Source organism: Nonomuraea sp. NPDC050310, from assembly GCF_040655795.1.
In the GTDB taxonomy this organism is placed as follows: domain Bacteria; phylum Actinomycetota; class Actinomycetes; order Streptosporangiales; family Streptosporangiaceae; genus Nonomuraea.
The window spans coordinates 330,574-356,502 of the sequence record NZ_JBFAKP010000006.1; the positions used below are offsets into that span (position 1 = coordinate 330,574).

27 protein-coding genes are annotated in these 25,929 nt (G+C 73.4%); 12 read left to right on the forward strand and 15 right to left on the reverse strand.

What is annotated here, in order from left to right; all coding sequences use genetic code 11:
- The first annotated feature begins 140 nt into the window (after positions 1-140).
- Positions 141-569: a CBS domain-containing protein gene (locus AB0I67_RS18675; RefSeq protein WP_357924714.1), complete on the forward strand. Its 429-nt coding sequence runs from the start codon at positions 141-143 to the stop codon at positions 567-569.
- Here AB0I67_RS18675 and AB0I67_RS18680 read toward each other — a convergent pair.
- The 5 genes from AB0I67_RS18680 to AB0I67_RS18700 are packed head-to-tail and all read right to left on the reverse strand — an operon-like array spanning position 505 to position 5,452.
- Positions 505-1,194, reverse strand: a complete 690-nt coding sequence (locus tag AB0I67_RS18680) for an ATP-binding cassette domain-containing protein (protein WP_357924717.1) — start codon at positions 1,192-1,194, stop codon at positions 505-507. The two genes, AB0I67_RS18675 and AB0I67_RS18680, sit on opposite strands and share 65 nt — an antisense overlap.
- Entirely contained in the window at positions 1,178-2,125 is a 948-nt protein-coding gene (locus tag AB0I67_RS18685; protein ID WP_357924720.1) for an ABC transporter ATP-binding protein, read from the reverse strand. Before AB0I67_RS18685 ends, AB0I67_RS18680 begins: the two co-directional genes overlap by 17 nt.
- The gene (locus tag AB0I67_RS18690) at positions 2,122-2,931 is read right to left on the reverse strand and encodes an ABC transporter permease (protein WP_357924723.1); all 810 of its coding nucleotides are present in this window, start codon (positions 2,929-2,931) and stop codon (positions 2,122-2,124) included. The genes AB0I67_RS18685 and AB0I67_RS18690 overlap by 4 nt, the downstream gene beginning before the upstream one ends.
- Positions 2,928-3,896 carry an ABC transporter permease gene (locus AB0I67_RS18695; RefSeq protein ID WP_357924726.1) on the reverse strand — a complete coding sequence of 323 codons (969 nt, stop codon included), beginning with the start codon at positions 3,894-3,896 and terminating at the stop codon, positions 2,928-2,930. Before AB0I67_RS18695 ends, AB0I67_RS18690 begins: the two co-directional genes overlap by 4 nt.
- Positions 3,893-5,452 carry an ABC transporter substrate-binding protein gene (locus AB0I67_RS18700; protein ID WP_357924728.1) on the reverse strand — a complete coding sequence of 520 codons (1,560 nt, stop codon included), beginning with the start codon at positions 5,450-5,452 and terminating at the stop codon, positions 3,893-3,895. The genes AB0I67_RS18695 and AB0I67_RS18700 overlap by 4 nt, the downstream gene beginning before the upstream one ends.
- Positions 5,453-5,550: 98 nt before the next feature.
- Between AB0I67_RS18700 and AB0I67_RS18705 the strand changes: the two genes are divergently transcribed.
- The 3 genes from AB0I67_RS18705 (at position 5,551) to AB0I67_RS18715 (ending at position 8,649) form a co-directional block, all read left to right on the forward strand.
- Positions 5,551-6,150 carry a hypothetical protein gene (locus AB0I67_RS18705; protein WP_357924731.1) on the forward strand — a complete coding sequence of 200 codons (600 nt, stop codon included), beginning with the start codon at positions 5,551-5,553 and terminating at the stop codon, positions 6,148-6,150.
- A 79-nt stretch (positions 6,151-6,229) separates the two neighbouring features.
- Complete coding sequence (locus tag AB0I67_RS18710) at positions 6,230-6,991, forward strand: cyclase family protein (RefSeq protein WP_357924734.1); 762 nt, start codon at positions 6,230-6,232, stop codon at positions 6,989-6,991.
- Complete coding sequence (locus AB0I67_RS18715) at positions 6,988-8,649, forward strand: thiamine pyrophosphate-binding protein (protein WP_357924736.1); 1,662 nt, start codon at positions 6,988-6,990, stop codon at positions 8,647-8,649. The genes AB0I67_RS18710 and AB0I67_RS18715 overlap by 4 nt, the downstream gene beginning before the upstream one ends.
- 99 nt (positions 8,650-8,748) lie before the next feature.
- Here AB0I67_RS18715 and AB0I67_RS18720 read toward each other — a convergent pair whose 3' ends face one another.
- Genes AB0I67_RS18720 through dhaK form a run of 3 tightly spaced genes read right to left on the reverse strand, consistent with a single transcriptional unit; the run spans position 8,749 to position 10,783 of the window.
- Positions 8,749-9,123, reverse strand: coding sequence for a phosphoenolpyruvate--protein phosphotransferase (locus AB0I67_RS18720; RefSeq protein WP_357924739.1), 375 nt, complete (start codon positions 9,121-9,123; stop codon positions 8,749-8,751).
- Complete coding sequence (gene dhaL, locus AB0I67_RS18725; RefSeq protein ID WP_357924741.1) at positions 9,117-9,794, reverse strand: dihydroxyacetone kinase subunit DhaL; 678 nt, start codon at positions 9,792-9,794, stop codon at positions 9,117-9,119. The genes AB0I67_RS18720 and dhaL overlap by 7 nt, the downstream gene beginning before the upstream one ends.
- A complete protein-coding gene (gene dhaK, locus AB0I67_RS18730; protein ID WP_357924743.1) occupies positions 9,794-10,783 on the reverse strand; it encodes a dihydroxyacetone kinase subunit DhaK in 990 nt (329 codons plus the stop codon). Before dhaK ends, dhaL begins: the two co-directional genes overlap by 1 nt.
- Before the next feature lie 126 nt (positions 10,784-10,909).
- Between dhaK and AB0I67_RS18735 the strand changes: the two genes are divergently transcribed.
- On the forward strand, positions 10,910-11,659 hold the full coding sequence (locus AB0I67_RS18735; protein WP_357924745.1) for a lysophospholipid acyltransferase family protein: 750 nt from the start codon (positions 10,910-10,912) through the stop codon (positions 11,657-11,659).
- Positions 11,660-11,704: 45 nt separating this feature from the next.
- Here AB0I67_RS18735 and AB0I67_RS18740 read toward each other — a convergent pair whose 3' ends face one another.
- The 3 genes from AB0I67_RS18740 to AB0I67_RS18750 all read right to left on the reverse strand — a co-directional run bounded on the left by AB0I67_RS18740 (position 11,705) and on the right by AB0I67_RS18750 (position 14,103).
- Positions 11,705-12,517, reverse strand: coding sequence for a serine/threonine-protein kinase (locus AB0I67_RS18740; RefSeq protein WP_357924748.1), 813 nt, complete (start codon positions 12,515-12,517; stop codon positions 11,705-11,707).
- A gap of 57 nt (positions 12,518-12,574) precedes the next feature.
- A complete protein-coding gene (locus AB0I67_RS18745) occupies positions 12,575-13,798 on the reverse strand; it encodes an MFS transporter (RefSeq protein WP_357924751.1) in 1,224 nt (407 codons plus the stop codon).
- A gap of 86 nt (positions 13,799-13,884) precedes the next feature.
- Complete coding sequence (locus AB0I67_RS18750) at positions 13,885-14,103, reverse strand: hypothetical protein (protein WP_357924754.1); 219 nt, start codon at positions 14,101-14,103, stop codon at positions 13,885-13,887.
- A gap of 514 nt (positions 14,104-14,617) precedes the next feature.
- Here AB0I67_RS18750 and AB0I67_RS18755 point away from each other — a divergent pair.
- A complete protein-coding gene (locus AB0I67_RS18755) occupies positions 14,618-15,238 on the forward strand; it encodes a helix-turn-helix domain-containing protein (RefSeq protein WP_357924756.1) in 621 nt (206 codons plus the stop codon).
- Positions 15,239-15,792: 554 nt separating this feature from the next.
- Here the strand turns inward: AB0I67_RS18755 and AB0I67_RS18760 are convergent.
- The 4 genes from AB0I67_RS18760 to AB0I67_RS18775 all read right to left on the reverse strand — a co-directional run bounded on the left by AB0I67_RS18760 (position 15,793) and on the right by AB0I67_RS18775 (position 19,375).
- The gene (locus AB0I67_RS18760) at positions 15,793-16,611 is read right to left on the reverse strand and encodes a carbohydrate-binding protein (protein ID WP_357924759.1); all 819 of its coding nucleotides are present in this window, start codon (positions 16,609-16,611) and stop codon (positions 15,793-15,795) included.
- 124 nt (positions 16,612-16,735) lie between these two features.
- A complete protein-coding gene (locus tag AB0I67_RS18765; protein WP_357924761.1) occupies positions 16,736-16,891 on the reverse strand; it encodes a hypothetical protein in 156 nt (51 codons plus the stop codon).
- 16 nt (positions 16,892-16,907) lie between these two features.
- Positions 16,908-18,311, reverse strand: a complete 1,404-nt coding sequence (locus tag AB0I67_RS18770) for a DHA2 family efflux MFS transporter permease subunit (protein ID WP_357924764.1) — start codon at positions 18,309-18,311, stop codon at positions 16,908-16,910.
- Complete coding sequence (locus AB0I67_RS18775; RefSeq protein ID WP_357924767.1) at positions 18,308-19,375, reverse strand: NAD(P)/FAD-dependent oxidoreductase; 1,068 nt, start codon at positions 19,373-19,375, stop codon at positions 18,308-18,310. Before AB0I67_RS18775 ends, AB0I67_RS18770 begins: the two co-directional genes overlap by 4 nt.
- 54 nt (positions 19,376-19,429) lie before the next feature.
- On the opposite strand from AB0I67_RS18775, the gene AB0I67_RS18780 reads away from it, so the two are divergent.
- The 6 genes from AB0I67_RS18780 (at position 19,430) to AB0I67_RS18805 (ending at position 25,920) form a co-directional block, all read left to right on the forward strand.
- Complete coding sequence (locus AB0I67_RS18780; protein WP_357924769.1) at positions 19,430-19,822, forward strand: MerR family transcriptional regulator; 393 nt, start codon at positions 19,430-19,432, stop codon at positions 19,820-19,822.
- An 80-nt stretch (positions 19,823-19,902) separates the two neighbouring features.
- Entirely contained in the window at positions 19,903-21,033 is a 1,131-nt protein-coding gene (locus AB0I67_RS18785; protein WP_357924772.1) for a M20/M25/M40 family metallo-hydrolase, read from the forward strand.
- Between the two features lie 66 nt (positions 21,034-21,099).
- Complete coding sequence (locus AB0I67_RS18790; RefSeq protein ID WP_357924774.1) at positions 21,100-21,993, forward strand: siderophore-interacting protein; 894 nt, start codon at positions 21,100-21,102, stop codon at positions 21,991-21,993.
- Positions 21,994-22,000: 7 nt separating this feature from the next.
- The gene (locus AB0I67_RS18795; RefSeq protein WP_357924777.1) at positions 22,001-22,885 is read left to right on the forward strand and encodes an ABC transporter ATP-binding protein; all 885 of its coding nucleotides are present in this window, start codon (positions 22,001-22,003) and stop codon (positions 22,883-22,885) included.
- A gap of 9 nt (positions 22,886-22,894) precedes the next feature.
- The gene (locus AB0I67_RS18800) at positions 22,895-23,875 is read left to right on the forward strand and encodes an iron-siderophore ABC transporter substrate-binding protein (RefSeq protein WP_357924780.1); all 981 of its coding nucleotides are present in this window, start codon (positions 22,895-22,897) and stop codon (positions 23,873-23,875) included.
- Positions 23,872-25,920, forward strand: coding sequence for an iron ABC transporter permease (locus AB0I67_RS18805; protein ID WP_357924783.1), 2,049 nt, complete (start codon positions 23,872-23,874; stop codon positions 25,918-25,920). Before AB0I67_RS18800 ends, AB0I67_RS18805 begins: the two co-directional genes overlap by 4 nt.
- Positions 25,921-25,929 lie beyond the last annotated feature (9 nt).

The window sequence follows — 25,929 nt, forward strand, 5'->3', positions numbered from 1 at the left end:
TGATCCCCTCACCACGCTGTGATATTTCACATATTAGTCTCAAAGACGGCGCCATGCACTCTACGTGTTTGCCGCCGCGGACGCTTAGCCTGCCCGCCCGGAGGGGAGGTTCCCTCCTATCGGCCGCCGAGGAGGTGCACATGCTCATCGGGACAATCCTTCGTGCCAAGGGCAGCGATGTGACGACCGTCGCCCCTGATGCCACAGTCCGCGACCTGCTGGCCAAACTCGCCGAGCACAACATCGGCGCGGTGGTGGTGTCCGCGGACGGCTCGACGATCGACGGCATCGTCTCCGAGCGGGACGTGGTGCGAAGGCTTCACGACACGGGAGCCGGCGTCCTGGACGAACCGGTGTCGGCGATCATGACGCTGGAGGTCCGGACCGTCGGCCCGGACACGAACGTCAGCGAGCTGCGCCAGACCATGACCACCCACCGCTTCCGGCACGTCCCCGTCGTCGAGGCCGGCCGCCTGGTCGGCATCGTCAGCATCGGGGACGTGGTCAAGAGCGCGATCGAGGAACTGGAGACGGAGAAGGCGTCACTGGTCGACTACCTGCACCGCTGAGCTCCGCCCGCCGGTCGGCCCACCGCTCCAGGAGCACCTGGTCGTGGCTGATGGCCAGCACGCCCGCGCCCTCCTCCTCCCGGTAGTCGCGCACCACGCCGACGAGCAACGCCTGGGTCGAGGCGTCGAGCATGGTGGTCATCTCGTCGCACACCAGGTAGCGCGGCCGAAGCGTCAGCGCGCGGGCCAGGCAGGCGCGCTGGAGCTGGCCGTCGGAGACCTCGTGCGGGCGGCGGGTGAGCAGATCGGGCGTCAGTCCGGCCCGCTCGGCGAGCTCCGCCGCCCGGTCCCGGGGCAGCTTCGCCGCCGCGAGCGGCTCGGCGATGATCTCGGCGAGCGTCAGCCGCGGGTCCACCGCCAGCCTGGGCTGCTGGTAGAGCAGCGCGACGCTGGTGCGCAGGGCGCGCGGCGCGCGTTGCCGCCAGCCCGGCGTCGGCGTGCCGTCCACGCTCACCCGGCCGCCGTCCGGCCGCAGCATCAGCGCCAGCACCCGGGCCAGCGTCGACTTGCCGCAGCCGCTCGGCCCGCCGAGCCCGACGATCTCGCCCGGCGCGACCTCGAACGACAGCCGGTCCAGCACGATCCGGCTGCCGTACCGCACGGTGATCTCATCGGCGCGCAACATGGCAGGCCACCCCTTCCTCCAGATCCGGTACGGCGGAGCAAGCCGCCACCGCCTGCAAGCAGCGCGGCTGGAAGGCGCAGCCGCCCGGCAGCGCGGTGAGCTCCGGCGGCATACCGGGGATCGGGCGGAAGGCCCGGTCGGGCTGCGCGTCCACCAGCCCCCTGGCGTAGGGGTGGCGGGGCCGCTCCAGCACCTCGGCGGCCTCGCCCACCTCGACCAGCCGGCTGGCGTACATCACCGCCAGGTCGTCGGCCACCCGCTCGGCGGCCCGCAGGTCGTGCGTGATGAGCAGCACCGCCCGGCCCTCGTCGCACAGCGAGCGCAGCACGCCCATCGCCCGGTCGACCAGGGGCCGGTCGAGGCCGCTGGTGGGCTCGTCGGCGATGAGCAGGCCCGGGTCCCCGGCCAGGGCGATGGCGTTGGCCACCCGCTGGGCCATGCCGCCGCTCAGCTCGTGCGGGTAGCGGTCGAGGTCGGCCTCGCGCAGGCCGAACCGCCCGGCCAGCTCGGCGGCGGTGTGGGCCGAGCCGAGCTCGCGTAGCGCCTCGTCGAGCTGGGCGCGGGCGGTCCTGACCGGCGTCAGGTGGGTGGCCGGGCTCTGCGGGATCAGCCCGATGCGCCGGCCCCTGACCTGCCGGGCCAGCACGTCCGGCCTGGCGGCCAGCAGGTCGAGCCCGCCGTCCAGCAGGGCCGAGCCGCTCACCGTGGCGTTGCCGGGCAGCAGGCCGAGCAGGGCGTGGGCCAGCACGGACTTGCCGCACCCGGACTCGCCGACCAGCGCCAGGCAGCGGCCGGGCCGTACCTCGAAGCTCGCCTGCGTCACCGCCTGCACGGTCGCGCCGGGCAGCCGGAAGGTGACGGTCAGGTCGCGCACGTCGAGGGCGGTCGCCGGGCGGGTGCCGAGCCGGTCGGCCGGGGCGCTCGTCGTCACAGGGCCAGCTCCGATCGCATCCGGGGGTTGAGCCGGTCGCGGTAGCGCTGGGCGAGCACGGAGATCGCCAGCGTGGGGACCAGGATGAACAGGCCGGGCGCCAGGCTCGACCACCACGAGCCGGCCAGGATCGAGCGCTGCCCGTCGTTGATCATGTTGCCCAGCGAGGCCAGGTGCGGCGGCAGGCCGAGACCCAGGAAGCTGAGCGCGGTCTCGTGCCAGATGGCGTGCGGCACCATCAGCACGGTGGCCAGCAGCAGGTGCGGGGCCAGGTGGGGGAGCAGGTGCCGGGTGAGCAGCCGGGCCCGGCCCGCGCCGCCGGAGATGGCCGCCTCGACGAAGGGCCGCTCGCGCAGCGACAGCACCTCCGAGCGGACGATGCGCGCGGCGGTCGTCCAGTGGGTCAGGCCCACCGAGACGATCACCGCGTACGGGCTCGGCGCGAACATCGCCACGATGAAGATGCCGAGCAGCAGGTGCGGCAGGGAGGCGAAGCCGTCCACCACGCGCATGAGCAGGCGGTCGGGAAGGCCCCCGAGGCTTCCCGCCACCAGTCCGAGGGTGCCGCCGATGGCCATGCTGACCACCGCGGCGACCAGGCCGACCAGGAACGACACGCGAAGGCCGTAGACGCAGCGCAGCAGCACGTCGCGGCCGACCTCGTCGGTGCCCAGCGGGTGGGCGAGCGAGGGTGGCTGCCCGGCGACGGCCAGGTCCACCAGGTGCTGGTCGAGCTGGACGATCGGCGGCACCAGCAGCACGGCCAGTCCCAGCACGAGCAGGGTGAGCCAGGCGAGGCGGATCATACGGCCACCGCCCTGGTCCGCGGGTCGGCCACCCGGTAGGCCAGGTCGGCCAGCAGGTTCCCGGCCACGACCGCTACCGTGCCCATCAGGGTCAGGATGGCCAGCAGCGGGAAGTCGACCGACAGCGCGGCCTGCACCGAGGTGGAGGCCACGCCGGGCCAGGAGAAGACCGTCTCGACCAGGATCGCCCCGGTCACGAGCTCGGGCACGCGGGCACCCAGGATGGTCAGGAACGGCAGCAGCGCCGAGCGCAGCGCGTGCCGGACGATCACCGTGCGCTCGCGCAGCCCGCGCGAGCGCGCGCCGACCACGAAGTCCTCGCGCAGCGTGCCGATCACCGACTCGCGCACGTAGAGCACCAGCCACGACGACTGCGACACCGCCAGCACCACGACCGGCAGCACCAGGTGCTGCGCCACGTCGAGGGGGTCGAGCGAGGTCGCGGCCGGGTCGCTCAGCCCGCCGGCCGGCAGCCAGCCGAGCCGGACCGCGAAGACGTAGATGGCCAGCAGCGCCAGCCAGAAGACCGGCGCCGACTCGTTGGCGAACGCCCCGCCGGTGATCAGCCGGTCGAGCCACGAGCCCTTGCGCCAGGCGGCGAGCGTGCCGGCGATCAGGCTGCCGACCAGCATGAGCGCGATGGCGCAACTGGTCGCCAGCAACGTCCACGGCAGCCGCTCGGCGATCACCTCGGCGACCGGGCGGTGGAAGGAGTGCGAGTCGCCCAGATCGCCGGTGAGCAGGTTGCCCAGCCAGGTGGCGTACTGCTCGACGACCGGCCGGTCCAGGCCCCAGTTGGCGCGGATGCTCTCCACCACCGCCGGGTCGGTGACCATCGCCCGGTCGCCGAGGTACTGGCGGACCGGGTCGAAGGGGGAGGCCTGGGCCAGCGCGAACATGGCCGCGGTCACGGCCAGCAGCAGCGGCAGCGCGAACGCCAGCCGCCAGGCGATCAGTTTGATCACTTGCCCGGCTTCCAGGAGGCCAGGTCGCGGAACAGCCCGCCGGTGGCGTGCTCGTGGGCGTCGACGCTCGGCGTGATGCCCTGCCAGTCGCCGCGGACCACGTAGACGTGCTTGAGGAAGACCAGGTAGGTCCAGACCTGCTGGTCGTGGATGATCTTCTGGAAGTCGGTGTAGGCCTGCTTGCGGACGGCCTCGTCGGCCGACTCGCGGCCGGTCTCCAGGAGCTTGTCCACCTCGGGGTTGGCGTAGTAGCCGGGGTTGAAGAAGCCCTTGCCCTGGTAGCTGGAGTGGAACAGCTCGTAGTTGAGGTAGTCGGGGTCGTACGGCGAGCCGTACCCCATGATCAGGGCGTCCTTGGCCATGCGCGGCTCGATGGCGTCCCAGTCGAGGCCCTCGGGCTTGACCTCCAGGCCGATCTTCTTGGCGTCGGAGGCGGTGGCCAGGGCCAGCTCCTTGCGCAGCGAGTCGCCGGCCGGGTACATCAGCGTGAAGGCGGCGCGCAGGCCGTCCTTGGCGCGGACGCCGTCCTCGCCGAGCTTCCAGCCGGCCTCGTCGAGGAGCTTGGCGGCCTGGTCGCGGTCGGGGCGCGGGTTGCCGGTCACCGCCGGGTTGTGCCACGAGATGTCGGGCGAGATCGGGCCGAAGGCGGGCTTGCCGGAGCCGGCGAGGATGGTGTCGACCATCGCCTGCCGGTCCACCGCGAGGTCGAAGGCCTTGCGCACCGCCAGGTCGCCGGTGACCTTCTCCTTCATCGGGAACATGATGCCCCGGTAGTCGGCGCTGTCGACCCGGTAGACCTTGGTCCCGGCGGTGTTCTCGAAGCGCTTGGCCGCCTTGGGCGGCAGGATCGCGGCGTCGAACTCGCCGGCCGCCAGCCGGGTGGAGCGCACGTTGTCGTCCAGCGCGAAGGCGAGCACCACGTTCTTGATCGCCGGGGCGCCGCCGAAGTAGGACTCGTTGGCCTTGAGGACCACCTTGTCGCCCGGCGTCCAGGAGACGAAGGAGTACGGGCCGGTGCCGACCGGCTTGGCCGGGTCGATGCCGCCCTCGGGCACGATGCCGAGCGTGGTGCGCTGCACCAGCGGGGCGTAGGGGTGCTTGAGGGTGAACTCGACGGTCCGGTCGTCCTTGGCGCTCACCTGCTCGATGGCCGAGTAGTCGCCGCTGATCGGCGAGTTGGTCTTCGGGTCGAGCAGCGTGGTGTAGGTGTAGGCGACGTCGCGCGCGGTGAGCGGGCGGCCGTCGTGGAACTTGACGCCCTCGCGCAGCGTGAAGGTCACCGTCTTGCCGTCCGGGCTGCTCGCCGGGGGCGCGCTGGCCAGGTTCGGCTGGAGGGACAGGTCGGGGGCGCGGCGCATCAGGCCGTCGAACATCAGCGAGCCACCGTCGGCCGCGAAGCCCAGGACCGGGCTGAGGTTCTCGAACTCAGAGCCCAGGCCGATCACGAAGGCGTCGCCGGCGCCGCCCGCGGCGGGGGCCGGTCCTTGGGGCGCCGAACAAGCGGTCGCCAGTGTGGCGGCGACGGTCAGCGCGGCCAGGCGCCGGGCCAGTCCCATGGGGGTACCTCCAAGATGCCGAAAAGATGCAATTGCGAAGTATATGCATCTAGCTGGAGGGCGCAGGAGACCCGGTGCGGTCATGGCACCCTGTCCTTGTGATGTATGGCCCCCCGGATCGCTCGCCGTACGGTCCTCCGGACAGCCCGCGCGCCGTCAACAGCCCGACGATCCTGCTGCTGGTCTCCGGGCTGACCGGGGTGCTGGGGTTCCTCATCGGGATGTTCGCCGGGATCGGGCTGGCCGAGCCGTCCGCCTCGCCGCGCAAGAGCCCGGGACCGGCCTCGACCGTGCAGTTCGAGGAGTCGGAGCCGCCCGGCTTCGGCACCGAGACCCCGGTGGCCACGCCCGGCGGCACGGGGACGCCCGGCATGGGGACGCCGGGGGTGACCGGGACGCCCGGCGTGGGCGCGACCCCGGGGGGCACGCCGGAACCGGGTGGGATGCCCGACGGGCTGGCCGGGGCCATCCGCACGATGATCGTCGGCACCGACATCCAGCCGGGCACCTACAGCAGCCCCGGTCCTGCCGCCGGGCAGCCGGGGTGTTTCTGGGCCCGGCACAACTCGACCGAGGCCTCGTTCAGCACCGTGATCGACAGCGGGCTGCCGATCGGGCCGGCGACCGTCACCATCCAGCCCACCGACAAGGCCTTCCAGACCGCGGGCTGCGGGGAGTGGGTTCGGGTGGGCGGCTGAACCACCTCCCGCAGGTCCGCCCGGCGTGCCGGACGGCCGGCTCTTCCCCGGATGTGGCCGGGCGGGGGAAGATGCCCGCATGTCCGTGCTGAAGATGCTTGCCGACAGCCTCCGCAGCGGCGCCGTCGAGGTCGTCGACCTCACCGCCCCCCTGTCCGCGGAGACCCCGATCCTCCAGCTCCCCGAGCCCTTCGCCAACACCATCCCGTTCCGGCTGGAGGAGATCAGCCGCTACGACGACCGCGGACCCGCCTGGTACTGGAACGACATCCACACCGGCGAGCACACCGGCACCCACTTCGACGCGCCCGTGCACTGGGTCACCGGCCAGGACGGCCTCGACGTCGCCCAGGTCCCCCTCCAGCACCTGCTCGCCCCCGCGGTCGTCCTCGACTGCACCGCAGAGGCGGGCAAGGACGCCGACTTCCTGCTGCAGATCGAGCACGTCCGCGACTGGGAACGCGCCAACGGCCCGCTGCCCGAGGGCGGCTGGCTGCTGTACCGCACCGGCTGGGACCGCCGCGCCGAGGACGGCGCCGCCTTCCTCAACCAGGGCTCGTGGCCGGGCATCTCGCCCGAGTGCGCGCGCTGGCTGGCCGAGGAGACGCCGATCCTGGGCGTCGGCGTCGAGACCGTCGGCACCGACGCGGGCGCCGCGCACTCCTTCGACCCGGCCTTCCCCTGCCACTCCTTCTTCCTGGGCGCGGGCAAGTACGGGCTCACCCAGCTCCGCAACCTGGACCGGCTGCCGGCGACCGGCGCGCTCGTCATCGCGCCGCCGCTGCCCATCCTCGGCGGGTCCGGCAGCCCGCTGCGCGTCCTGGCGCTGGTCGAGCGGTGAACGCCGCCGAAGCCGCCGGGCGGGTCCTGGCCGCGCTGGGCTGCCGGACGGCCTTCGGGGTGGTCGGGAGCGGCAACTTCCACCTCACCAACGCGCTCGTCGCCGCCGGGACGCGCTTCGTCGCCGCCCGGCACGAGGCCGGCGCGGTCACCATGGCCGACGCGCACGCCCGGCTCACCGGCTCGGTCGGCCTCGTCACCGTGCACCAGGGGCCGGGGCTCACCAACACGGTCACCGGCGTCGCCGAGGCGGCCAAGAGCCGGACGCCCCTGATCGTGGTCGCCGGAGAGGCCACGGACGAGCGGTCCAACTTCCACATCGACCAGGCCGGGCTGGTCGAGTCCGTGGGCGGGCTGTCGGTACGGCTCGGCTCGGGGGCGAGCGTGGTGGCGGAGGTCGTCGACCTGGTCAGGACCGCTCGTACGGCCCGCCTGCCGGTGCTGTTCAACCTGCCGCTCGACGTCCAGCGGGAGGAGGCCGCCTTCGGCCCCGAGCAGGAGGCCCGGATCGCCCAGGCCCTCGCCGACGGCCTGACCCTCACCGGACCGCAGGCGGCTTCGACCGTTGACGGCGGGGCGGGGGCCGACGAGCTGGCCCGGAAGCTGGGCGCGGCCGAGCGGCCGGTGTTCATCGCCGGACGCGGCGCCCGGCACGCCCGCCGCCCCCTGGAGGAGCTCGCCGACCGGACCGGCGCCCTGCTGGCCACCTCGGCGGTCGCCAAGGGGCTGTTCCGGGGCAGCCCCTGGGATCTCGACGTGAGCGGCGGCTTCGCCACCCCGCTGGCCGCCGAGCTGATCCGGGGCGCGGACCTGGTGGTCGCCTGGGGCTGCGCGCTGACCATGTGGACCACGGCCCACGGCAAGCTCCTGCCGCCGGGGGCCGAGGTGATCCAGGTGGACGCCGACGAGGCCGCGCTCGGGCGCAACCGGCCGGTCAGCGCGGGCGTCGTGGGCGACGTCGCCGCGGTCGCCGCCAGGGTCGCCGCCGAGCTCGACCGGCCGGCCGGGGGGTATCGGAGCCCGGAGCTCGCCGAGCGCATCGCGCGGGAGGGGCGGTGGCGGTGCGTGCCGTACGAGGACGAGAGCGGGGCGGGGCGCATCGACCCGCGGACGTTGAGCATCGGGCTGGACGACGTGCTTCCCGCGGAGCGCGTGCTGGCCACCGATTCCGGAAATTTCATGGGATATCCGGCGATGTTCATCGATGTCCCGGATGAGCGGGGATTCTGCTTCACGCAGGGGTTCCAGTCCATCGGCCTGGGCCTGGCCACCGCGATCGGCGCGGCCCTCGCCCAGCCGGACCGGCTCCCCGTCGCCGCCCTCGGCGACGGCGGCGCGCTGATGGGGATCGCCGAGCTGGAGACCGTGGTGCGGCTCGGGCTGCCCATGGTCATCGTGGTCTACGACGACGAGGGGTACGGTGCCGAGGTGCACCACTTCCGCGGCGAGCCCATGCAGACCGTCACCTTCCCGCCGACCGATTTCGCCGCCCTGGCCGCGGGGTACGGCTGCGCCGCGGTGACCGTGACCGGGCCGGACGACCTGGCCGGGGTGGCCGAGTGGGTGAAGGGCGCGCGCGAACGCCCGCTGCTGGTGCACGCCAAGGTGACCCGCGAGCACGGCTCGTGGTGGCTGGAGGAGGCCTTCAAGGGTCACTGAGCCGGGGTTCGGTGGGCCTGAGCATGGTGCTCCGGGCCCACGTGCTCAAGGCGGGGCCCCGGTCAGGCCTGCGGTCCCGGCCGGGTCCTGCGGCCCCGGTCAGGTCTTGCGGTAGATCCAGGCCTCCTCCGCGGCGGCGAGCACCTCCGCCAGGCGCGCGCCGCCCCCGGCGGTGACCGCCGCCGCGACCGCGCCCTCCAGGAACGGCACGTCCGCCACGAGCACCCGCCCGGGCTCCTCCAGCAGCCGTGCGGTCAGCACGGAACTGCCGAGATCGGGCACCAGGACCACCCCGTCGCCCTCGTCGGCGTGCGCGATCGCCGTCTCGATCAGGTCGATGCTGGTCCCGAGCCCGCCGCCCACGTCGCCGCCCGCCCCGGCCAGCGGCACGCGCTCCCCGGCGATGCCGCGCACCAGCGCCACCGCCTCGGCCGCCATCCCGGCGCTGTGCGAGACCAGCACGACGCCTACCATCGGGCGGCCACCGTGTGCAGGGCCCTGACCAGCAGCGCCGCCGAGGCCGCGCCCGGATCCTCGTGGCCCTCGCTGCGTTCGCCCAGGTAACTGGCCCGGCCCTTGCGGGCGCGCAGCGGTGCCGTCGCCCGGGCACCGGCCTCTGCCGCGGCTGCCGCCCGGTCGAGCGCCTCCTCCAGTTTCACCCCGTCCTGTACGGCAAGCGCCAGGGCCGCGGCTGCCGGGCGGAGGGCGTCGATCATCGTCTTGTCGCCCACGGCGGCCTTGCCCAGCCGCTCGACCGCCACGACCCCGGCCTCCAGCGCGGTCGCTAGGTCGGCGGGGGAGACCTGCGGGGCGTCGCCCAGCGCCTGGCCCATCGACCGCAACGCCGTGCCGTACAGGGGGCCGGAGGCGCCGCCGACCTTGCGGATGAGCAGGCTCCCGGCCGCACTGACCACCTTCCCGGGAGGGAGGGGGGAGCCGGAGGTGGGGGCGGGCGTCGGGGTCGGGTCGTCGGCCGGTGCCCGGGCGGGCACCGCTGCCTCCTGGATGGCGGTGAAGCCGCGGGTGAGGTTGGCGCCGTGGTCGGCGTCGCCGATGGCCGCGTCGAGCTCGGTGAGCCGGTCGCGGTGCGCGGCGACGACGGCGGCGCACTCGGCCAGCCAGGCGGTGAAGAAGGCGGCGTCCATCAGCGCCCCCAGCGCAGGCCGGGCGTCTCCACCGGCGCGTCCCAGAGCCGTTCGAGCTCGTCGGTGAGCCGGCAGACGCTGACCGAGAAGCCTTGCATGTCCAAGCTCGTCACGTAGCTCCCGACCAGCGACCGCGACACCCGCGCCCCCTTCCCGCGGATGTACGCCTCGACCTCGGCGAAGATCACGTACAGCTCCAGCAACGGCGTGCCGCCCATCCCGTTGACCAGCACGAGCAGATCCCCTTCGAGCGGCAGGTCACCGTGCACGGCGTCCATCGCCAGCCCGGCCAGCTCACGGGCCGTCCCCATGCCCGCCCGGCTGCGCCCCGGCTCGCCGTGGATGCCGATGCCCAGCTCCACCTGGTCGGCGGGCAGGGCGAAGGTGGCCTTCCCGGCCGACGGCACCGTGCAGGAGCTGAGCGCGACCCCGAACGAGCGGCTGCGCCCGTTCACGAGCTGCGCCGTCGCCGCCACCTCGGCCAACGGCGCCCCCGCCTCGGCCAGCGCACCCGCGATCTTCTCCACGAACAACGTCGCACCGGTGCCGCGCCGCCCGGCGGTGTAGAGCGAGTCCTGGACCGCCACGTCGTCGTCGACCAGCACCGAGGCCACCTCCACGCCCTCCTCGGCGCAGAGCTCGGCGGCCAGCTCGAAGTTGAGCACGTCACCGGTGTAGTTCTTCACGATGTGCACCACGCCCGCGCCGCCGTGGCCGGCGGTGGTGGCCTGGACGATCTGGTCGGGCACCGGTGAGGTGAACACCTCGCCCGGACAGGCGGCGTCCAGCATGCCGTACCCCACGAAACCGGCATGGAGCGGCTCGTGGCCGGAACCGCCGCCCGACACCAGGCCGACCTTGCCCGGCGTCATCGTGGCGCGGTACACCACCCGCTCCGCCACGTCCACGCGCAACCCGGGGTGGGCGGCGGCGAGGCCGGCCAGGGCGTCGGCGACCGCGTCGCCGGGATCGTTGAGGAGCTTCTTCATCGGGTACGTGGCGCGCGCGGGGCGGCCACTCCTCCCTTCGCCGTCGCCGTGGGGGGCCTCGTTGCCACCTTCTACCCCGGCTTCGGGCGTCGCAAGGTTACGCAGGCGTAGGTTACTGTCTAGTTCATGGCCGAGCTCGTGTACCCGCCCGTGATCGCCGCGGCTAGGACCGTCTTCCGACTCATGGACTACCGCTTCCAGATGGAAGGCGTCGACCGCGTTCCAGCACGTGGTGGCGCGGTGCTGGTCAGCAACCACATCAGCTACCTCGACTTCATCTTCGCCGGCTACGCCGCCTTCCCGGCCGGCCGCAAGGTGCGGTTCATGGCCAAGAAGCAGGTCTTCGACCACCCGATCTCCGGGCCGCTCATGCGCGGCATGCGGCACATCCCGGTCGACCGCTCGGCCGGGGCCGACTCCTACGCGCACGCCCTCGGCCTGGTGCGCTCGGGCGAGATCGTCGGCGTCTTCGCCGAGGCGACGATCAGCCGGTCGTTCACCGTCAAGGAGATCAAGAACGGTGCGGTACGGCTGGCGCAGGAGGGCGGCGTGCCGCTCCTGCCGGTCGCGCTGTGGGGGACGCAGCGGCTCTGGACCAAGGGGCGGCCCAAGCGCCTCACCCAGCGGCACGTGCCGATCAGCATCCTGGTCGGGGAGCCCATGCAGGTCGGGCCGGACGACGATGTCGCGGCGCTGACCCTGGACCTGCGCGAGCGGATGCGCGGGCTGGTCGACCGGGCGCAGGCCGAGTACCCGGAGCGGGAGGCGGGTGCGTGGTGGCTGCCGGCTCACCTCGGTGGCAGTGCGCCCACCCCGGAGGAGGCGGCGGCGCTGGACGCGGAAGAGGCCGCTCAGCGGGCGGCCAAGCGCCGGTGACCCCGGGCGCGGGGCAGTCCTGGGCGGGTGCCGTCCTGTGGTGGGTCAGAGCGTGGCGTGGTGGTGGTGCGCGGCCGTGCGGATGTCGGCCAGCAGGATCGCCGCCTGCTGCTGGGTGAGCCGCCGGGCCGGGTCGTAGCGCAGCAGCCCCTCGATGACCGGCCGCAGCGCGCCCGCCCGCCGAGGCAGCGGGTACACGCCGTTCTGGATCATCGCCACGACCGTCGGGGCGTCCTTGCCCGGGTACGGCGGCTGCCCCTCGACCGCGCTGTAGAGCGTGGCCCCGAAGGACCACATGTCCGCCTCCTTGGTGGCCGCTCCGCCGTACAGCCTCTCGGGGGCCATGAACGCGGGCGTGCCGCGCAGCCCGCGCGAGGCCGGTGCGTTGGCGCCGGTGTCGGCGGTGGCGATGCCGAAGTCGGTGAGCACCACGCGGTCACCGGTGAGCATGACGTTGGCCGGCTTGACGTCGCGGTGCAGGACGCTGGAGCCGTGCGCGTTGCGGAGGGCGGCGAGCAGGTGCCGGCCGATCGCGGCGACCGACTGCGCGGGCAGGGTGCCGACCTGGGACAGGAGCTGGTGCAGGGACAGGCCGTCGAGGTACTCCATGACGATCCAGAGCCGCCCGCCCTCCTCGATGAGGTCGTGGACGGTGACGATGTTGGGGTGGCTCAGGCCGGCGGCCATCCGGGCTTCGCGGAGCACCCTGCGGCGCACCGCGGCGAGCTCGCCGGAGAGCGTCAGCTCCTTGAGCGCAACCTCGCGATGGAGAAGCTGGTCGAAAGCACGCCAGACAATGCCCATCCCCCCACGACCGGCCTCCTCGCTCAGGAGGTACCGTCCGCCGATCTCCCGCATACCATCCCCTCGTCGCTCGATCGTAATCATGTCACCTGATCACGGCCCGGGGGACACTTACCGTGATCCGGATATGCCGGAAACGACGGTGGTGCAGGTCAGGGGGCGGGAAATCAGTCGGGGCGAAATCAGCGCGACCGCGATCAAGCACACCACCACGGCCGACACGAACACCGCCGGCAGCCCGTACGCCTCGCCGACCAGCCCGCCGGCGAGCGCCCCGAGCGGGCTGCCGCCCATGCCGATCAGGCGGTAGGCGGAGTTCACCCGGCCGAGCAGTTCCTCCGGGATGATGCGCTGGCGCATCGAGATCACGATCACGTTGCCCGCCGCGCCGGTGACCCCCAGCAGGGCGCCGGTCACGTACAGGGCCCACGGGGTGGGGTACAGGACCGGGACCAGCAGGAGCAGGCTGCTCAGCGTCCACACCGCCGCCAGCGTGCGCCCGTCGCCCAGCGCCGCGGCCACCCGGCTCGCCACCTGCGAGCCGACCAGCGCGCCGACCGCCAGCGTGGTCATCACCAGGCCGTACGCCGCGGGCTCCATGCCGATCCGCGAGCCCGCGCCGACCGCCCACAGGATGAACACCGCGAAGTAGGCGGCGTTGGCGAAGTTCAGCAGGCCGGCGGAGATGGCCAGCGTGCGGAGGAACCTGTGCTCGCGCAGGTACCGCAGCCCTGAGGCGATGTCGCGGCGCAGGGGGCCGGTCGACGGGTTCTCCGGCCGGTAGGTGCCGCGCATCCCCACCAGGGCCAGTGCCGCCAGGCCGTACAGCAGGGCCGGCGCCCCGATCACCGCCACCGGGACCAGCGCCACCAGCAGGCCGGCCAGCGGGGCGCCGACGAAGTCGTTGCCGATCGTCTGCACGCCCACCACCTGGCCGTTGGCGTGCGTCAGCCGCTCGCGCGGGACCGCCATCGGCAACACCGCCTGGGCCGAGGTGTCGGCGAACACCTCCGACACACCCGCCAGCAACACCGCCGCCACCAGCAGGGGGAGGCTCAGCCACCCGCACAACGCCAGCACCGTCGCCGTCCCCAGCGTCGCCGTGCGCACCAGGCCCGCCGCCATCATGATCCGCCGCCTGTCGCCCCGGTCGGCGATCGCGCCCGCGTGCAGGGCGAGCAGCAGCCACGGCAGCGTGGTGGCCATCCCCACCAGCGACACCAGCGTGGGGGACCTGGTCATCGTCACGGCCAGGAGCGGCGCGCCCACCTTGAGCAGCCCGTCCGCCAGGTTGGACGTGGCCGTGGAAACCAACAGATGTCTGAACGCCCGCACAGGAACCTCTTCGTAGCAGCTTGTGCAAATCTTCCTTTGCAAAGCTATCTATGCACACTTTCCTTTGCAAGCCGATATCCGGGCGACTAGCGTGGACCCATGACCCCGCCCACCCCGTCGTCCACTCCGTCGTCCACTCCGTCGTCCACTCCGTCGTCCACTCCGTCGTCCACTCCGTCGTCCACCTCGTCCGCCCCGTCGTCCACCTCGTCCGCCCCGTCGTCCACCTCGTCCGCCGAACGCCCGTCGGCCCTCCCACCCGGGACGCCCGCTTCCTCGCCCGCCGCTCCCGATCCCGATCCCAAGGTCGCACCGGGATCCCCGCCCCGCCCGTCCACCTCCTCGCCCGCTCCTTCCGGTCCTGAAGTCGTGCCAGGCTCTCCGTCCCGCTCGGGGGCCGTGTCGCCGCCCTCGCCCGAGCCCACCCCAAGTCCGCTCTCGCCCGAGCCCACCCCAAGTCCGCTCTCGCCCGAGCTGACCCCAGGTCCGCTCTCGCCCGAGCTCAGCCCAGGTCCGCTCTCGCCCGAGCTCGCTTCGGAGTCGCCGACATCCCGGGCTGATCCGGTTCTGGCGGCACCTGTGGCCGTTCAGGGCGCGGGCGCGCTCGGAGGTGTTCCGGGCGCGGCCGTATCCGGGGCCCAAGCGGCGACGGCCCCTGCCCCCGGCGGGGCGGCAGGCTCGTCGAGCTCGTCGAGCTCGTCGAGGGCGGCGGGTCCGGCGCGGGCGGCGGGGGCGACGGGTCCAGTGGGGGCGGGGGTTGTGGGGGCGACGGGTTCGGTGGGGGCGGGGGTTGTGGGGGCGACGGGGGCGACGGGTTCGGTGGGAGCGGGGGTGGTGGGGGCGGCGGCGCGGAAGTTGACCGGGGCGGCGCTGAAGTCGTTCGCCCACCCCCTCCGGCTGAGGATCTACGAGCTGCTGGAGGAGCACGGGCCCCTGACCGCGACCAAGCTGGCGGGTCTGCTCGACGAGAACACCGGTGCGACCAGCTACCACCTGCGGGAACTGGCTCGGCACGACATGATCGAGATCGCGGAGGGCCTGGGGCGGGGGAAGGAGAAGTACTGGCGGATCACCCCAGGAGGCTTTTCGACCGGCGAGCCGTGGAAGGAGCCGGACGCGGGAGCCGTACACGCGGCTCAGTTGCTCATCGACCGCACCCTCGGGCAGAGGGCTGAGGAACTGGCCCGGTGGCGGCAGGAGGCCGCGTCCACGCCTGAGGAGTGGGTGCGGGGCAGTGTGCTGGGGCGGCGGTCGTTGCGGTTGACCTCGGCCGAGATGCATGAGATGGCGTCGGAGGTACTGGAGGTGCTCGACCGGTTCCGGGTGGCGGCGGAGCGTCGCGAGTCCCCGGCGGAGACGGCTCGGGTGGTCGTGCACTTCGACGTGTTCCCGGTCGGGGTCACCGAGGGGGGCTCGGGGGGCGGGGTCGCGCAGGGGTGACGGGCGTCAGGCTGGGCGCGGACGTGGCTGGGCCGAGCGGGGTGGGACGGCCGTTGGTGCGGCAGAGCGGCCTGACTTTGGGAGGCTCCGCCGGGGGTGATGAGTCGGCGGAGACCCGTGCCGCGAACAGGGAGACGCACTCGACCTGCTCGGCGTCTCAGGCAAGGGTTCCGACCGGAAACCCCACAAGGCCGCACCAGAAGGGGGCCGCACCAGGAGGGGGCCGCACCAGGAGGGGGCCGCACCGGGAGGGGGCCGCACCAGCAGGGGGCCCGCACTGGAGAGGCCCGCATAGGGAGAGGGCGGTATCGGTAGAGGGTCGCATCGGAAGGACCCGGGTCAGGAGTGGGCTACACCACTAGGGGTCACGTCGGAGGTCGGGAGGAGGTCGCGCCGGGCTCCGCCTGGTCCCGGCGCGGCCGCGAGCCCCCAGGGGTGAAGGGTGGGACGCACCTCCCCCACGTCCAAGTGCGCGAAGGAGCTACCCGGAAAGGACTGCCGCCCGGCGAGCCGCCGGCCGAGGGGAACGATGGGCGGCAGTCCGGTCTCCAGGGTCAGACCCGCCGCCAGAGCGCCGGCACGTTGGGCGGCTCCCAGCCGACCTGCGCCGTGTGCGCCTGCAGGCAGCGGTAGGAGGCTCCGCCGTACGTGACGGTGGCGCCGGCGGCGTAGGCCGTGCCCGCCGCCCAGGTCCCACCGCCGGGCGGCGGGCTGCTCGGGGGCGGGCTGGTGGGCGGCGGGCTGGTGGGGGGCGTGCCGGGCACGTTGAGGACGAAGTCGAAGGTCGCCTCACGGGCGTTGCCGACGGTACGGACGTTCATGAGCAGCGCCGGGTTGAAGATCGTGTCGGTGCTGTTGCGCGGCTCGCCGGGGAAGTAGAGCTGCGTGGTGAGCACGGGCCGCCCGGGCGCCTGGACCTTGACGTGGATGTGCCGGGTACGGCCGGGGTAGAGGCCGGGCACGATCGTGGTGAGCCGGAAGGCGCCGGTGGCGTCGGAGAACTGGTGCCCGCGGAAGTTGTAGCCGGTGTTGTCGTAGGCGCCGTTGTTGTCCGCCTGCCAGAAGTCCAGCAGCGCGTTGGCGATCGGCTGGCAGGCCAGCCCGAAGACGAACCCGCTGACCGTCAGCCGCACGCCCGGCGTGGTGGAGGTGATCAGGGAGGTACGGCGGGGCGAGCTCGGCTTGAAGTAGGGCCCCTCGGTCTGCGGGGGCGTGGGGTCGTCGCCGTCGTCGCAGAAGGGCGTGGGGGTGAGCGGCTCCTCCATGGTGCGGGCCAGCGCGGGAAGCTGCGGCACCAGCAGCGGGAGCGGGGCGGCCACGATCGCCGCCTTGAACAACGTCTTGCGGGTGAGGCCCTTCGGGGTCTCCTCCATGGCTGGCTCCTGGGGGGTCAGAGGCTTTCTCCCAACCTGACACCCAGTCTGATCGGAGTGTACCCTACGATTTCCTATAGGATCTTGTTATGCCCGGCGTGACATGCGGGAACACCCGCGTGGGCTACGACTCCCAGACCTTGACGACAGTCAGCAGCCCGCCGGACACCAGCAGCAGGGCGAACCCCCAGTTGAGCCCGCCGAGGATCGCCCCGGCCAGAGCTCCTGCCGCGGCCAGCGCGATCACGGCGGCGATGACGATTCGGGCGGTGCGTGGCATGGGGCGGCTCCTCAGGTCATGGTTCACCTCCGGAAGGCGTTCCACCGCGTTCCATGGCGGGCCGAGGGCCGGGCAGGAGGGCCACCAGCGCCACCAGCGCGACGGCTACGGGAACGCCCCAGAAGAGGACGGCCGGGATGGCCGCGGCAGGGACGGCGTGTTCCCGGGCGAGGAGGGCGCCGAAGAGCGAGACGCCCATCGACAGGCCCAGGCCGCGGACCGACACCACGGCCGAGGTGGTGGCGGCCAGGTCGGCCGGGGGGACCGCGTTCTGCGCCACGACGACCAGGTTCTGCATCAGGAGGCCGAAGCCGAGCCCCAGGACGGCCAGCCCGAGGGCCGCCCAGCCGTACGGCAGGCCGGGCGTGAGGCGGCTGAGCAGGAGGAAGCCCAGCACCACCACGGCCGAGCCGGTCAGCAGGACGGGCTTGACCCGGGCGCCGGCGGTGATCCGGGCTCCGGCCAGCGAGGAGACCGCCATGAAGGTCAGCACGTACGGCATGAGCGCCAGGCCGGCCTGGGTGGCGCTCATGCCGTACGCGGCCTGGAGGTAGGTGGGCAGGTAGACGATCGAGCCGCCGAGCAACGCGCCGAGCAGCCCGGCGGCGGGGAGGGCGGCGCGCAGGACCGGGCCGGCGAACAACCGCACCGGGAGCAGAGCGTCGGCGGTGCGGCGCTGGCGCCGGACGAACAGCACCGACAGCGCCACCACCGCGCCGAGCAGGCCCAGGATCGCGGGCGAGCCCCAGGCGTGCTCCCGGCCGCCCCACTCGGCGACCAGCAGCAGGCCGACCACGGCCCCCGTCAGCAGGGCGGCTCCGGTGAGGTCGATCCGGACCTTCGCCCTGCTTCCGGGCAGGCGCAGGCCGGCCGCGGTGAGGGCCATGGCGAGCAGGCCCAGGGGGAGGTTGACGAAGAAGATCCACCGCCAGCCCCAGGCGTCCGTGATCGCGCCGCCGGCCAGCGGGCCGCCGACGCCGGCGAGGGCGAACACGCCGCCGGTGAAGCCTTGCACTTTGCTGCGGAGGCGTTGCGGGTACAGCTCGGACAAGGTGGTCGCGGGGAGGACGAACAGGGCTCCGGCGCCGATGCCCTGGAGGGTCCTGGCGGCGATGAGCTGCGGTGTCGACGCGGCGAGGCCGCAGAGGGCGGAGCCGGCGACGAAGACGGCGAGGGCGGCGAGGAACACCGGGCGGCGGCCGAAGCGGTCGCTGACCCTGCCGTACAGCGCTCCCGTCGCGGTGGAGGCCAGGACGTAGGCGGTGACTATCCAGCCGACCGCGTCCAGGCCGCCGAGGTCGGTGGCGATGGCCGGCAGGGCCAGGGCCACCACGGTCTGGTCGAGGACCGACAGCAGCATGCCGAGCAGCAGGCCGGCCGTGGCCAGGGGGACGTTGCCACGCGTGGTGAGCAGGATCATGCGCCCTGACCCCCTTCCCGGGAGAAGAGGGGCGAGGTCTCCCGGGACCCGTCCAGAAGGGGGTCGGGTGAGGCGGGGGTGTGGGAGAAGGAAAGGGGCGGGGTCTCCTGCAGGAGGGGGTCGGGCGAAGAGGGGGCGTGGGAGGAGGGGCTGGGGAGGGGGTGGTCGGTGGTGAGGAGGTCCTGGTCCAGGGCGGCGGCGGCGATGGTGCCGCTGGCGGCGGCGGCGATGACGGCGGCCATGGGCACCGGCATGCCGGCCCGGCGGGCCATGTCGCCGGCCGCGTACACGCCGCGCACGCTGGTGCGGCCGAGGTCGTCCACCTCGACGCACCCGTCGTCGAACACCGCGCAGCCGAGCCGGGCGGCCAGGTCGGACCGCTGGCGCGGCACGTTGACGACGAACACCACGTCCCGCGCCAAGGACGGCCCGGACTCGAACACGACCTGCTCCAGCAGCCCGTCCGCCCCTTCGAGCCGGGCGACGGGCTCGCACCGCACACCGACCCCGCTCGTCTCCAAGATGGCCCGCACGTCGGCGGAGAGCGGGTGCCCGTCGGTGCAGAGCACGACGTCGGCGGCGAACCGGCTCAGGTGCAGCGCCAGCCGTACCCGGGAAAGCTCGGCCCCCAGCACCGCCACCCGCCGGCCGGTGCACTCGTAGCCGTGGCAGTAGGGGCAGTGCACCGCGGTGCGGCCCCACAGCTCGGCAACCCCGCGCGGCCCGGGCAGGTCGTCGGCGAGCCCGGTGGCCAGCACGAGCCGACGTGCTCCCACGCTCTCGCCGGTGGACAGCTCCAGGCGGAAACCCTCGCCGTCCAAGGCACGGACGACGGTGCCGGTGGCCATCCGCACGGTGGGGTAGGCCGCCAGTTCAGCGTGGGCGAGGGCGCGCAGCTCGGCCGGGGGAGTGCCGTCCCGGGTGAGGAAGTTGTGCACCTGGGCGGCGGGCGCGTTGCGGCCCTGGCCGGCGTCGATCACGAGCACCTGCCGGTGGACCCGGCCGAGGGTGAGGGCGGCGGCCAGCCCGGCCGGGCCGCCGCCGACGATGACGGCGTCGAACATGTCTTGCCTCCGAAAAATCTTGACGGGAGAGCAAGTCTGCAAGTTAATGTCAACATGAAGTCAAGCGAGGCGACGATGCGGATCGGTGAGCTCGCCGAGCGGTTCGATCTGGCTCCGCACGTGCTGCGGCACTGGGAGTCGGTGGGGCTGCTGTCGCCCGCCGACCGGATCAACGGGCGTCGCCGCTACACGCACGACCACGTCGTCCGGGTGGTGACGATCCTGCGGGCGAAGGCGGCCGGGATGAGCCTGGACCAGATCCGGGAGGTGCTGACCCGCACCGGCCGGGCCGAGCGGCAGGCGTTGCTCCAGCGGCACCACGCCGAGCTGGAGCGGCGGCTCGCGGAGATCGCGGCCTCCAAGGCGCTCATCGAGCATCTGATGGAGTGCACGGCCGACGATTTCGCCCAGTGCCCCGTCTACCGCCGCCTGACCGAGACCGCATGACGAGGATGGCGGCCGCATGCCTTGATCGGTGAGCGTCGTCCGGGCACGGTGGGAGGAAAACGCCATCCCCCGGAGGACCCATGCCAGACCAGGTCGAACTGCTGCGCCGGCTGATCGTCGTCGACTCGGTCAACCCCGACCTGGTCCCCGGCGGCTCCGGTGAGGCCGCGATCGCCGACTACTGCGCGGGCTGGCTGGCCGAGCGCGGGTTCGAGATCACCTGGCTGGAGGAGCGCCCCGGCCGCCCGTCGGTCGTCGCCGTCGCGCGGGGGAGCGGCGGCGGCCCGGCGCTGATGCTCAACGGCCACCTCGACACCGTCACCCTGGCCGGCTACGACGGCGACCCGCTCGCGCCACGCGTCGAGGACGGCCGGCTGTACGGCAGGGGCGCGTTCGACATGAAGAGCGGCCTCGCCGCCATGATGACCGCCGCCGCCCGGGCGGTCGCGGCCGGTCCGCTCCGCGGCGACCTGCTGGTCTGCTGCGTGGCCGACGAGGAGCACTCCAGCGCCGGCACCGAGGAGGTCCTGCGCGGCTTCAGCGCCGACGCGGCGATCGTCACTGAGCCCAGCCACCTGGAGATCACCCTCGCGCACAAGGGCTTCGCCTGGTTCGACGTCGTCGTGGAGGGGGTCGCCGCGCACGGCTCGCGCCCCGACCTGGGCGTGGACGCCATCGCCAAGGCCGGGCACTTCCTGGTCGCGATCGAGGAGTGGGGCGAGCGGCTGGCCGCCGGTCCGGCGCATCCGCTGCTGGGCCGGGGCAGCGTGCACGCCTCGCTGATCCGCGGCGGCGAGGAGGCCTCCAGCTATCCGGCGGCCTGCCGGATCACCGTCGAGCGCCGCACGGTGCCGGGTGAGCGGCCGGAGGCGGAACTGGCCGCCATCCTCGACCGGCTCGCCGCGACCGTGCCCGGCTTCGCCTACCGCCTCGAACCCGGGCTGCGCCGCGAGCCCTTCGAGGCCGACCGCGAGGCGGCGATCGTGCGGACCGTGCTGGCCCAGGCCGAGCAGGTGCTGGGCCGGCCGCCGGTCATCCGGGCCGAGCCGTTCTGGACCGACTGCGCCCTGCTGGCCGGGGCGGGCATCCCGTGCCTGCTGGTCGGCGTGGACGGCGGCGGCGCGCACGCGGCCACCGAATGGGTGGAGCTCGACTCCCTCGACCGGCTCACCGAGTTGCTCACCCGGACGATCTGGGAGTTTTGCTCCTGACTTAGGCAAGGCTTTCCTACCTGCGCTGATCGGTGTAGGTTAGCCTTGCCTAAGTAAGGAGTTGTGGTGGCTGACGCCTTTCGCGCGTTTGACGTCCGGGTCCGGAGCCTGCAGCGGCTCAGCCCGTCGTTCCTGCGAGTGACCTTCACCGGTGAGGATCTGCACGAGTTCGCGGACAACGGCTACGACCAGCGCATCAAGCTGATCCTGCCGCTCCCCGGCACGGGCGTCTCGCGCTTCCCGCGCGGCGCCGACTGGTTCAAGCAGTGGTACGCCCAAGGCGAGGAGCGCAACCCGCTGCGCACCTACACCGTCCGCGCGGTCCGCCCCGAACTGTCCGAGGTCGACATCGACGTCGTCCTGCACGACGACGCCGCCGGCACGCCCGGACCCGCCGCCCGCTGGATCGCGAGCGCCGAACCGGGCTCCGAGGCCGGGCTGTTCGGCCCCGACGCCCGCTTCGAGGGCGCCCACGGCGGCCTGGAGTTCCACCCGCCCACCGGTTTCGCGACGGTGCTGCTGGCCGGCGACGAGACCGCCGTCCCGGCGATCATCGGCATCCTGGAGCGCCTGCCCGCGCACATCACCGGCGAGGCGCTGCTGGAGGTCCCGCACGAGAGCGACGCCCAGCCGATCGTCTCCGCGAGCGCGGTGAAGGTCACCTGGCTGGCCCGCGGCCACGAGGAGTGGGGCAGCCGCCTGGTGCCCGCCGTCGAGCAGGCCGCCGCCCGGCTGCTCCCGAGCGGTACGGCAGGCGTCGAGCCCGAGGAGGTCGACGTCGACGCCGAGATCCTCTGGGAGGTCCCCGAGGAGGGCGACGGCCCCTGCTACGCCTGGCTGGCCGGCGAGGCCGCGGTGATCAAGCGGCTGCGCCGCCACCTGGTCTCCGAGCGCGGCATGGACCGCAAGGCCGTCGCGTTCATGGGCTACTGGCGCCAGGGCCGCGCCGAGGACGCGTGAGCGCTCGGTGAGCACGAACGCCTCGACGAGCACTGACGCCCCGATGAACCCGGACGCCCCGACGAACAACCCCGACGCATCGAGCGCCGCCGACAGCGCGCTCGCCGGCACCGACCTGTGCCTGGGGTACGCCGGCCGTACCGTGGTCGACGGCGCCTGCATCAGCCTGGCCGCCGGCGCGGTCACCGCGCTGGTCGGCCCCAACGGCAGCGGCAAGTCCACCCTGCTCCGGGCCCTGGCCCGCCTGCACCGCCCCGACTCGGGCGAGGTACGGCTGGCCGGCGGCGACGACGCGCTGGCCCTGTCCGCCCGCGACTTCGCCCGCCGGGTCACCCTGCTGTCGCAGAGCCGCCCCACGCCCACCGGCGTGCGGGTGCGGGACGTGGTCGGCTACGGCCGCCACCCGCACCGGGGCCGCTGGCGCGCCGCCGACCCCGACGGCGAGCGCGCGATCACCCACGCCATGGAGCTCACCGGCGTGGGCGTGATGGCCGACCGCGCCGTGGACGAGCTGTCCGGCGGCGAGATGCAGCGCGTCTGGCTGGCCACCTGCCTGGCCCAGGACGCCGGCGTCCTGCTGCTGGACGAGCCCACCACCTTCCTCGACCTGCGCTACCAGGTCGAGCTGCTCGAACTCGTGCGTGACCTGGCCGACCGGCACGGCGTGGCCGTCGGCGTGGTCCTGCACGACCTCAACCAGGCGGCGGAGATCGCCGACCGCGTCGTGCTCCTGCATGGCGGCCGGGTGCGCGCCGACGGCGCCCCCGCGCAGGTCCTCACCGAGGACCTGCTCACCGAGGCCTACGGCATCCGCGTCGAGGCCACGATCGATCCCCTGAACGGCCTGGTCCGCACCCGCCCGCTGGGTCGCCACCTGGCGATGAAAGGCTGAGAAATCCCCATGCGTTCCCTCCTGGCGGTCGTCGCCGCCACGTTGCTCCTGAGTGCCTGCGGCACCACCGAGGCCCCGGTCGCCCAGGAGGTCGCGGCGCCCTCCGGTTCCGCCTCCGCCTCCGCCGCGCCGATCACCCTGACCGACGCCCGCGGCAAGCAGATCACCCTCGACAAGCCCGCGACGAGGGTCGTCGGCCTGGAGTGGGGCGAGGTCGAGCTGCTGGTCACGCTCGGCGTGCAGCCGGTCGGCGTCGCCGACGTCAAGGGTTACGGCACGTGGGTCACCGCGGCCCCGCTCGACCCTTCGGTCAAGGACATCGGCAACCGCCAGGAGCCCAGCGTCGACTCCATCGCCGCGCTCCAGCCGGACCTCGTCGTGATGGAGTCCGACGACTCCGGCCTGATCACCCAGCTCGAGAAGATCGCCCCGGTGATCGTCGCCAAGGGCAGCGACGCCTCGGCCAACATCGAGCGCATGCGTGACGACCTCACCCTGATCGCCACCGCGGTCGGCAAGACCGACGTGGCCACCAAGGTGCTGGCCGACTTCGACACCGCCCTGGCCGACGGCAAGGCGAAGATCGCCGCCTCCGGCTCGGCCGGGCAGAAGTTCATGATGGCCGACGGCTGGAAGGACGGCAGCAAGATCTCCATCCGCCCGTTCGGCAAGGGGTCGCTGGTCTCCGACGTCGCCGAGCAGCTCGGCCTGGCCAACGCCTGGACCGGCGAGGTCGACAAGGTGTGGGGCCTGGGCAGCACCGACGTCGAGGGCATGACCGCGGTCAAGGACGAGAACCTCCGCTTCTTCTACAGCGCCTCCGACGGCATCGACGTCTTCGCCGACCTGGCCGCCAACCCGCTGTGGAAGTCGCTCTCCTTCGTCAAGCAGGACCGGGTCACCAAGCTGCCCGACGGCATCTGGACCTTCGGCGGCCCGCTGTCGTCCCGGCAGTTCGCCGACGCCCTGGTGAAGGCCTACACCGGGTGATCACCGCAGTCGAGGCTCCCGCGTCGCCGATGCGCAGAATCGGCGTCGCGGGAGCCTTCCTCGTGACCCTGGCGGCCATCGCCGTCCTCGCCGCGGTGCACCTGACCCAGGGCACCTCGGACACCGACCTGTTCGCCCTCGACGAGCAGGCCATGAACGTGCTCGTCGCCTCGCGGCTGCCGCGCCTGCTGGCCGCGGTCAGCGTCGGCGTCGCGCTCGGCGCGGCCGGGGCGCTGCTGCAGTCGGTCGCGCGCAACCCGCTGGCCTCGCCCGACACGCTGGCCGTCAGCAACGGCGCCTACCTGGCCGTCGTGCTGGCCGCCACCTTCGGCCTCAGCCTGCCCGCCTTCCTGTCCGGCGGCCTGTCCTTCCTCGGCGGCCTGGCCGCCGCCGCCCTGGTGCTCGCCCTGTCGGCCGGTGGCAGGACCGGCACCACCCGGCTCATCCTGGCCGGCTCGGCCACCGCGCTGGCCCTGCAGGCGATGACCACCCTGCTCATGATCCTCTTCCAGGAGGAGAACACCGGCCTGTTCGCCTGGGGCAGCGGCTCGCTGGTGCAGAGCGACCTCGGCGGCGTCACCCAGATGGCCCCGGTGATCCTGCTCGCGATCGGCGCGGCCGTGCTGCTCGGCGCCCGCCTCGACATCCTCGGCCTCGGCGACGACACCGCCCAGGTGCTGGGCGTGCACGTGCGGCGGCTGCGGCTGACGGTCATCGTGCTCGCCGTCCTGCTGTCGGCCGCCGCGGTCACCGTCGCCGGGCCCATCGGCTTCGTCGGCCTGTGCGCGCCGGTCATCGTCCGGCTCGTCGCCCGGCGGCTGCCCGAGCTGAGCCGGCACCGGGCCCTGGTGCCGCTGTCCGCGCTGGCCGGCGCGGTCATCCTGCTCGGCGCCGACATCGCGCTGCGCTTCCTGCTCGGCGCGCAGGCCGGCGTGGACGTCCCGCCCGGCGTGGTGACCTCCATGCTCGGCGCGGGCGTGCTCATGTGGCTGGCCCGCCGGCACCGCGACGCCGGTCCCACCCGGCAGCCGCCGACCGTGCGCACCGCCGACACCGGCCGCACCGCCTTCGCGGTGCTCCTTGTCTCCGGTACGGCCCTGCTGATCGGCGCGGTCGTGCTCGGCCTGCTCGGCGGCGACACCTGGCTGCTCACCGGCGACGTCGCCAACTGGCTGCAGGGCCGGACCGGCAAGGCCCTGACCTACGTGCTCGACCAGCGCTGGCCCCGCGTCGCCGCGGCGATCCTGGCCGGTGCGGCGCTCGCCGTGGCCGGTGCGGCGTTCCAGGCCGTCTCCCGCAACCCGCTGGCCGAGCCGGGCGTGCTCGGCATCACCGCGGGCGCGGGCGCGGCGGCCATCGCCCTGCTCACGCTCGTGCCCATGGCCGGTATCGCGATGGTGTCCGGCGCGGCCGGGCTCGGCGCGCTGGCCGCCTTCGCCCTGGTCTACCTGCTGGCCTGGAAGGGCGGACTCAGCTCCGACCGGCTCGTGCTCATGGGCGTCGGCGCGCACGCCCTGTTCAACGCGATCACCATCCTGATCATCGTCAAGTCGGACCCGTGGAACACCGCCAAGGCGCTGACCTGGCTGTCCGGCTCGACGTACGGGCGGGTCCCGGCGCAGCTCCTGCCGGTCGCGGTGGCGTTGCTGCTCTTCCTGCCGCTGGCGTTGTGGCTGCGGCGCGACCTCGACCTGCTCGCGCTCGACGAGGACACCCCGCGCGTGCTCGGCGTGCCGCTCGAACCGGTGCGGCTGCTCGGGCTGGGCGGGGCGGTGATCCTCACCTCCACCGCGGTCTCGGCCGTCGGCGTGGTGGGCTTCGTCGGCTTGGTCGCCCCGCACGCCGCCCGCGCCCTGGTCGGCGGGCGGCACGTCCGGCTGCTGCCGATGGCGGCGGTGCTCGGGGCGCTGCTGGTGAGCCTGGCCGACACGCTGGGCCGTACCGTCATCGCCCCCGCCCAGGTGCCGGCCGGCCTGGTGACCGCGCTGCTCGGCACGCCGTACTTCGTCTGGCTCCTGTGGCGCAGCCGAGCCGCCCGCGTCTGAGCGCGGGAC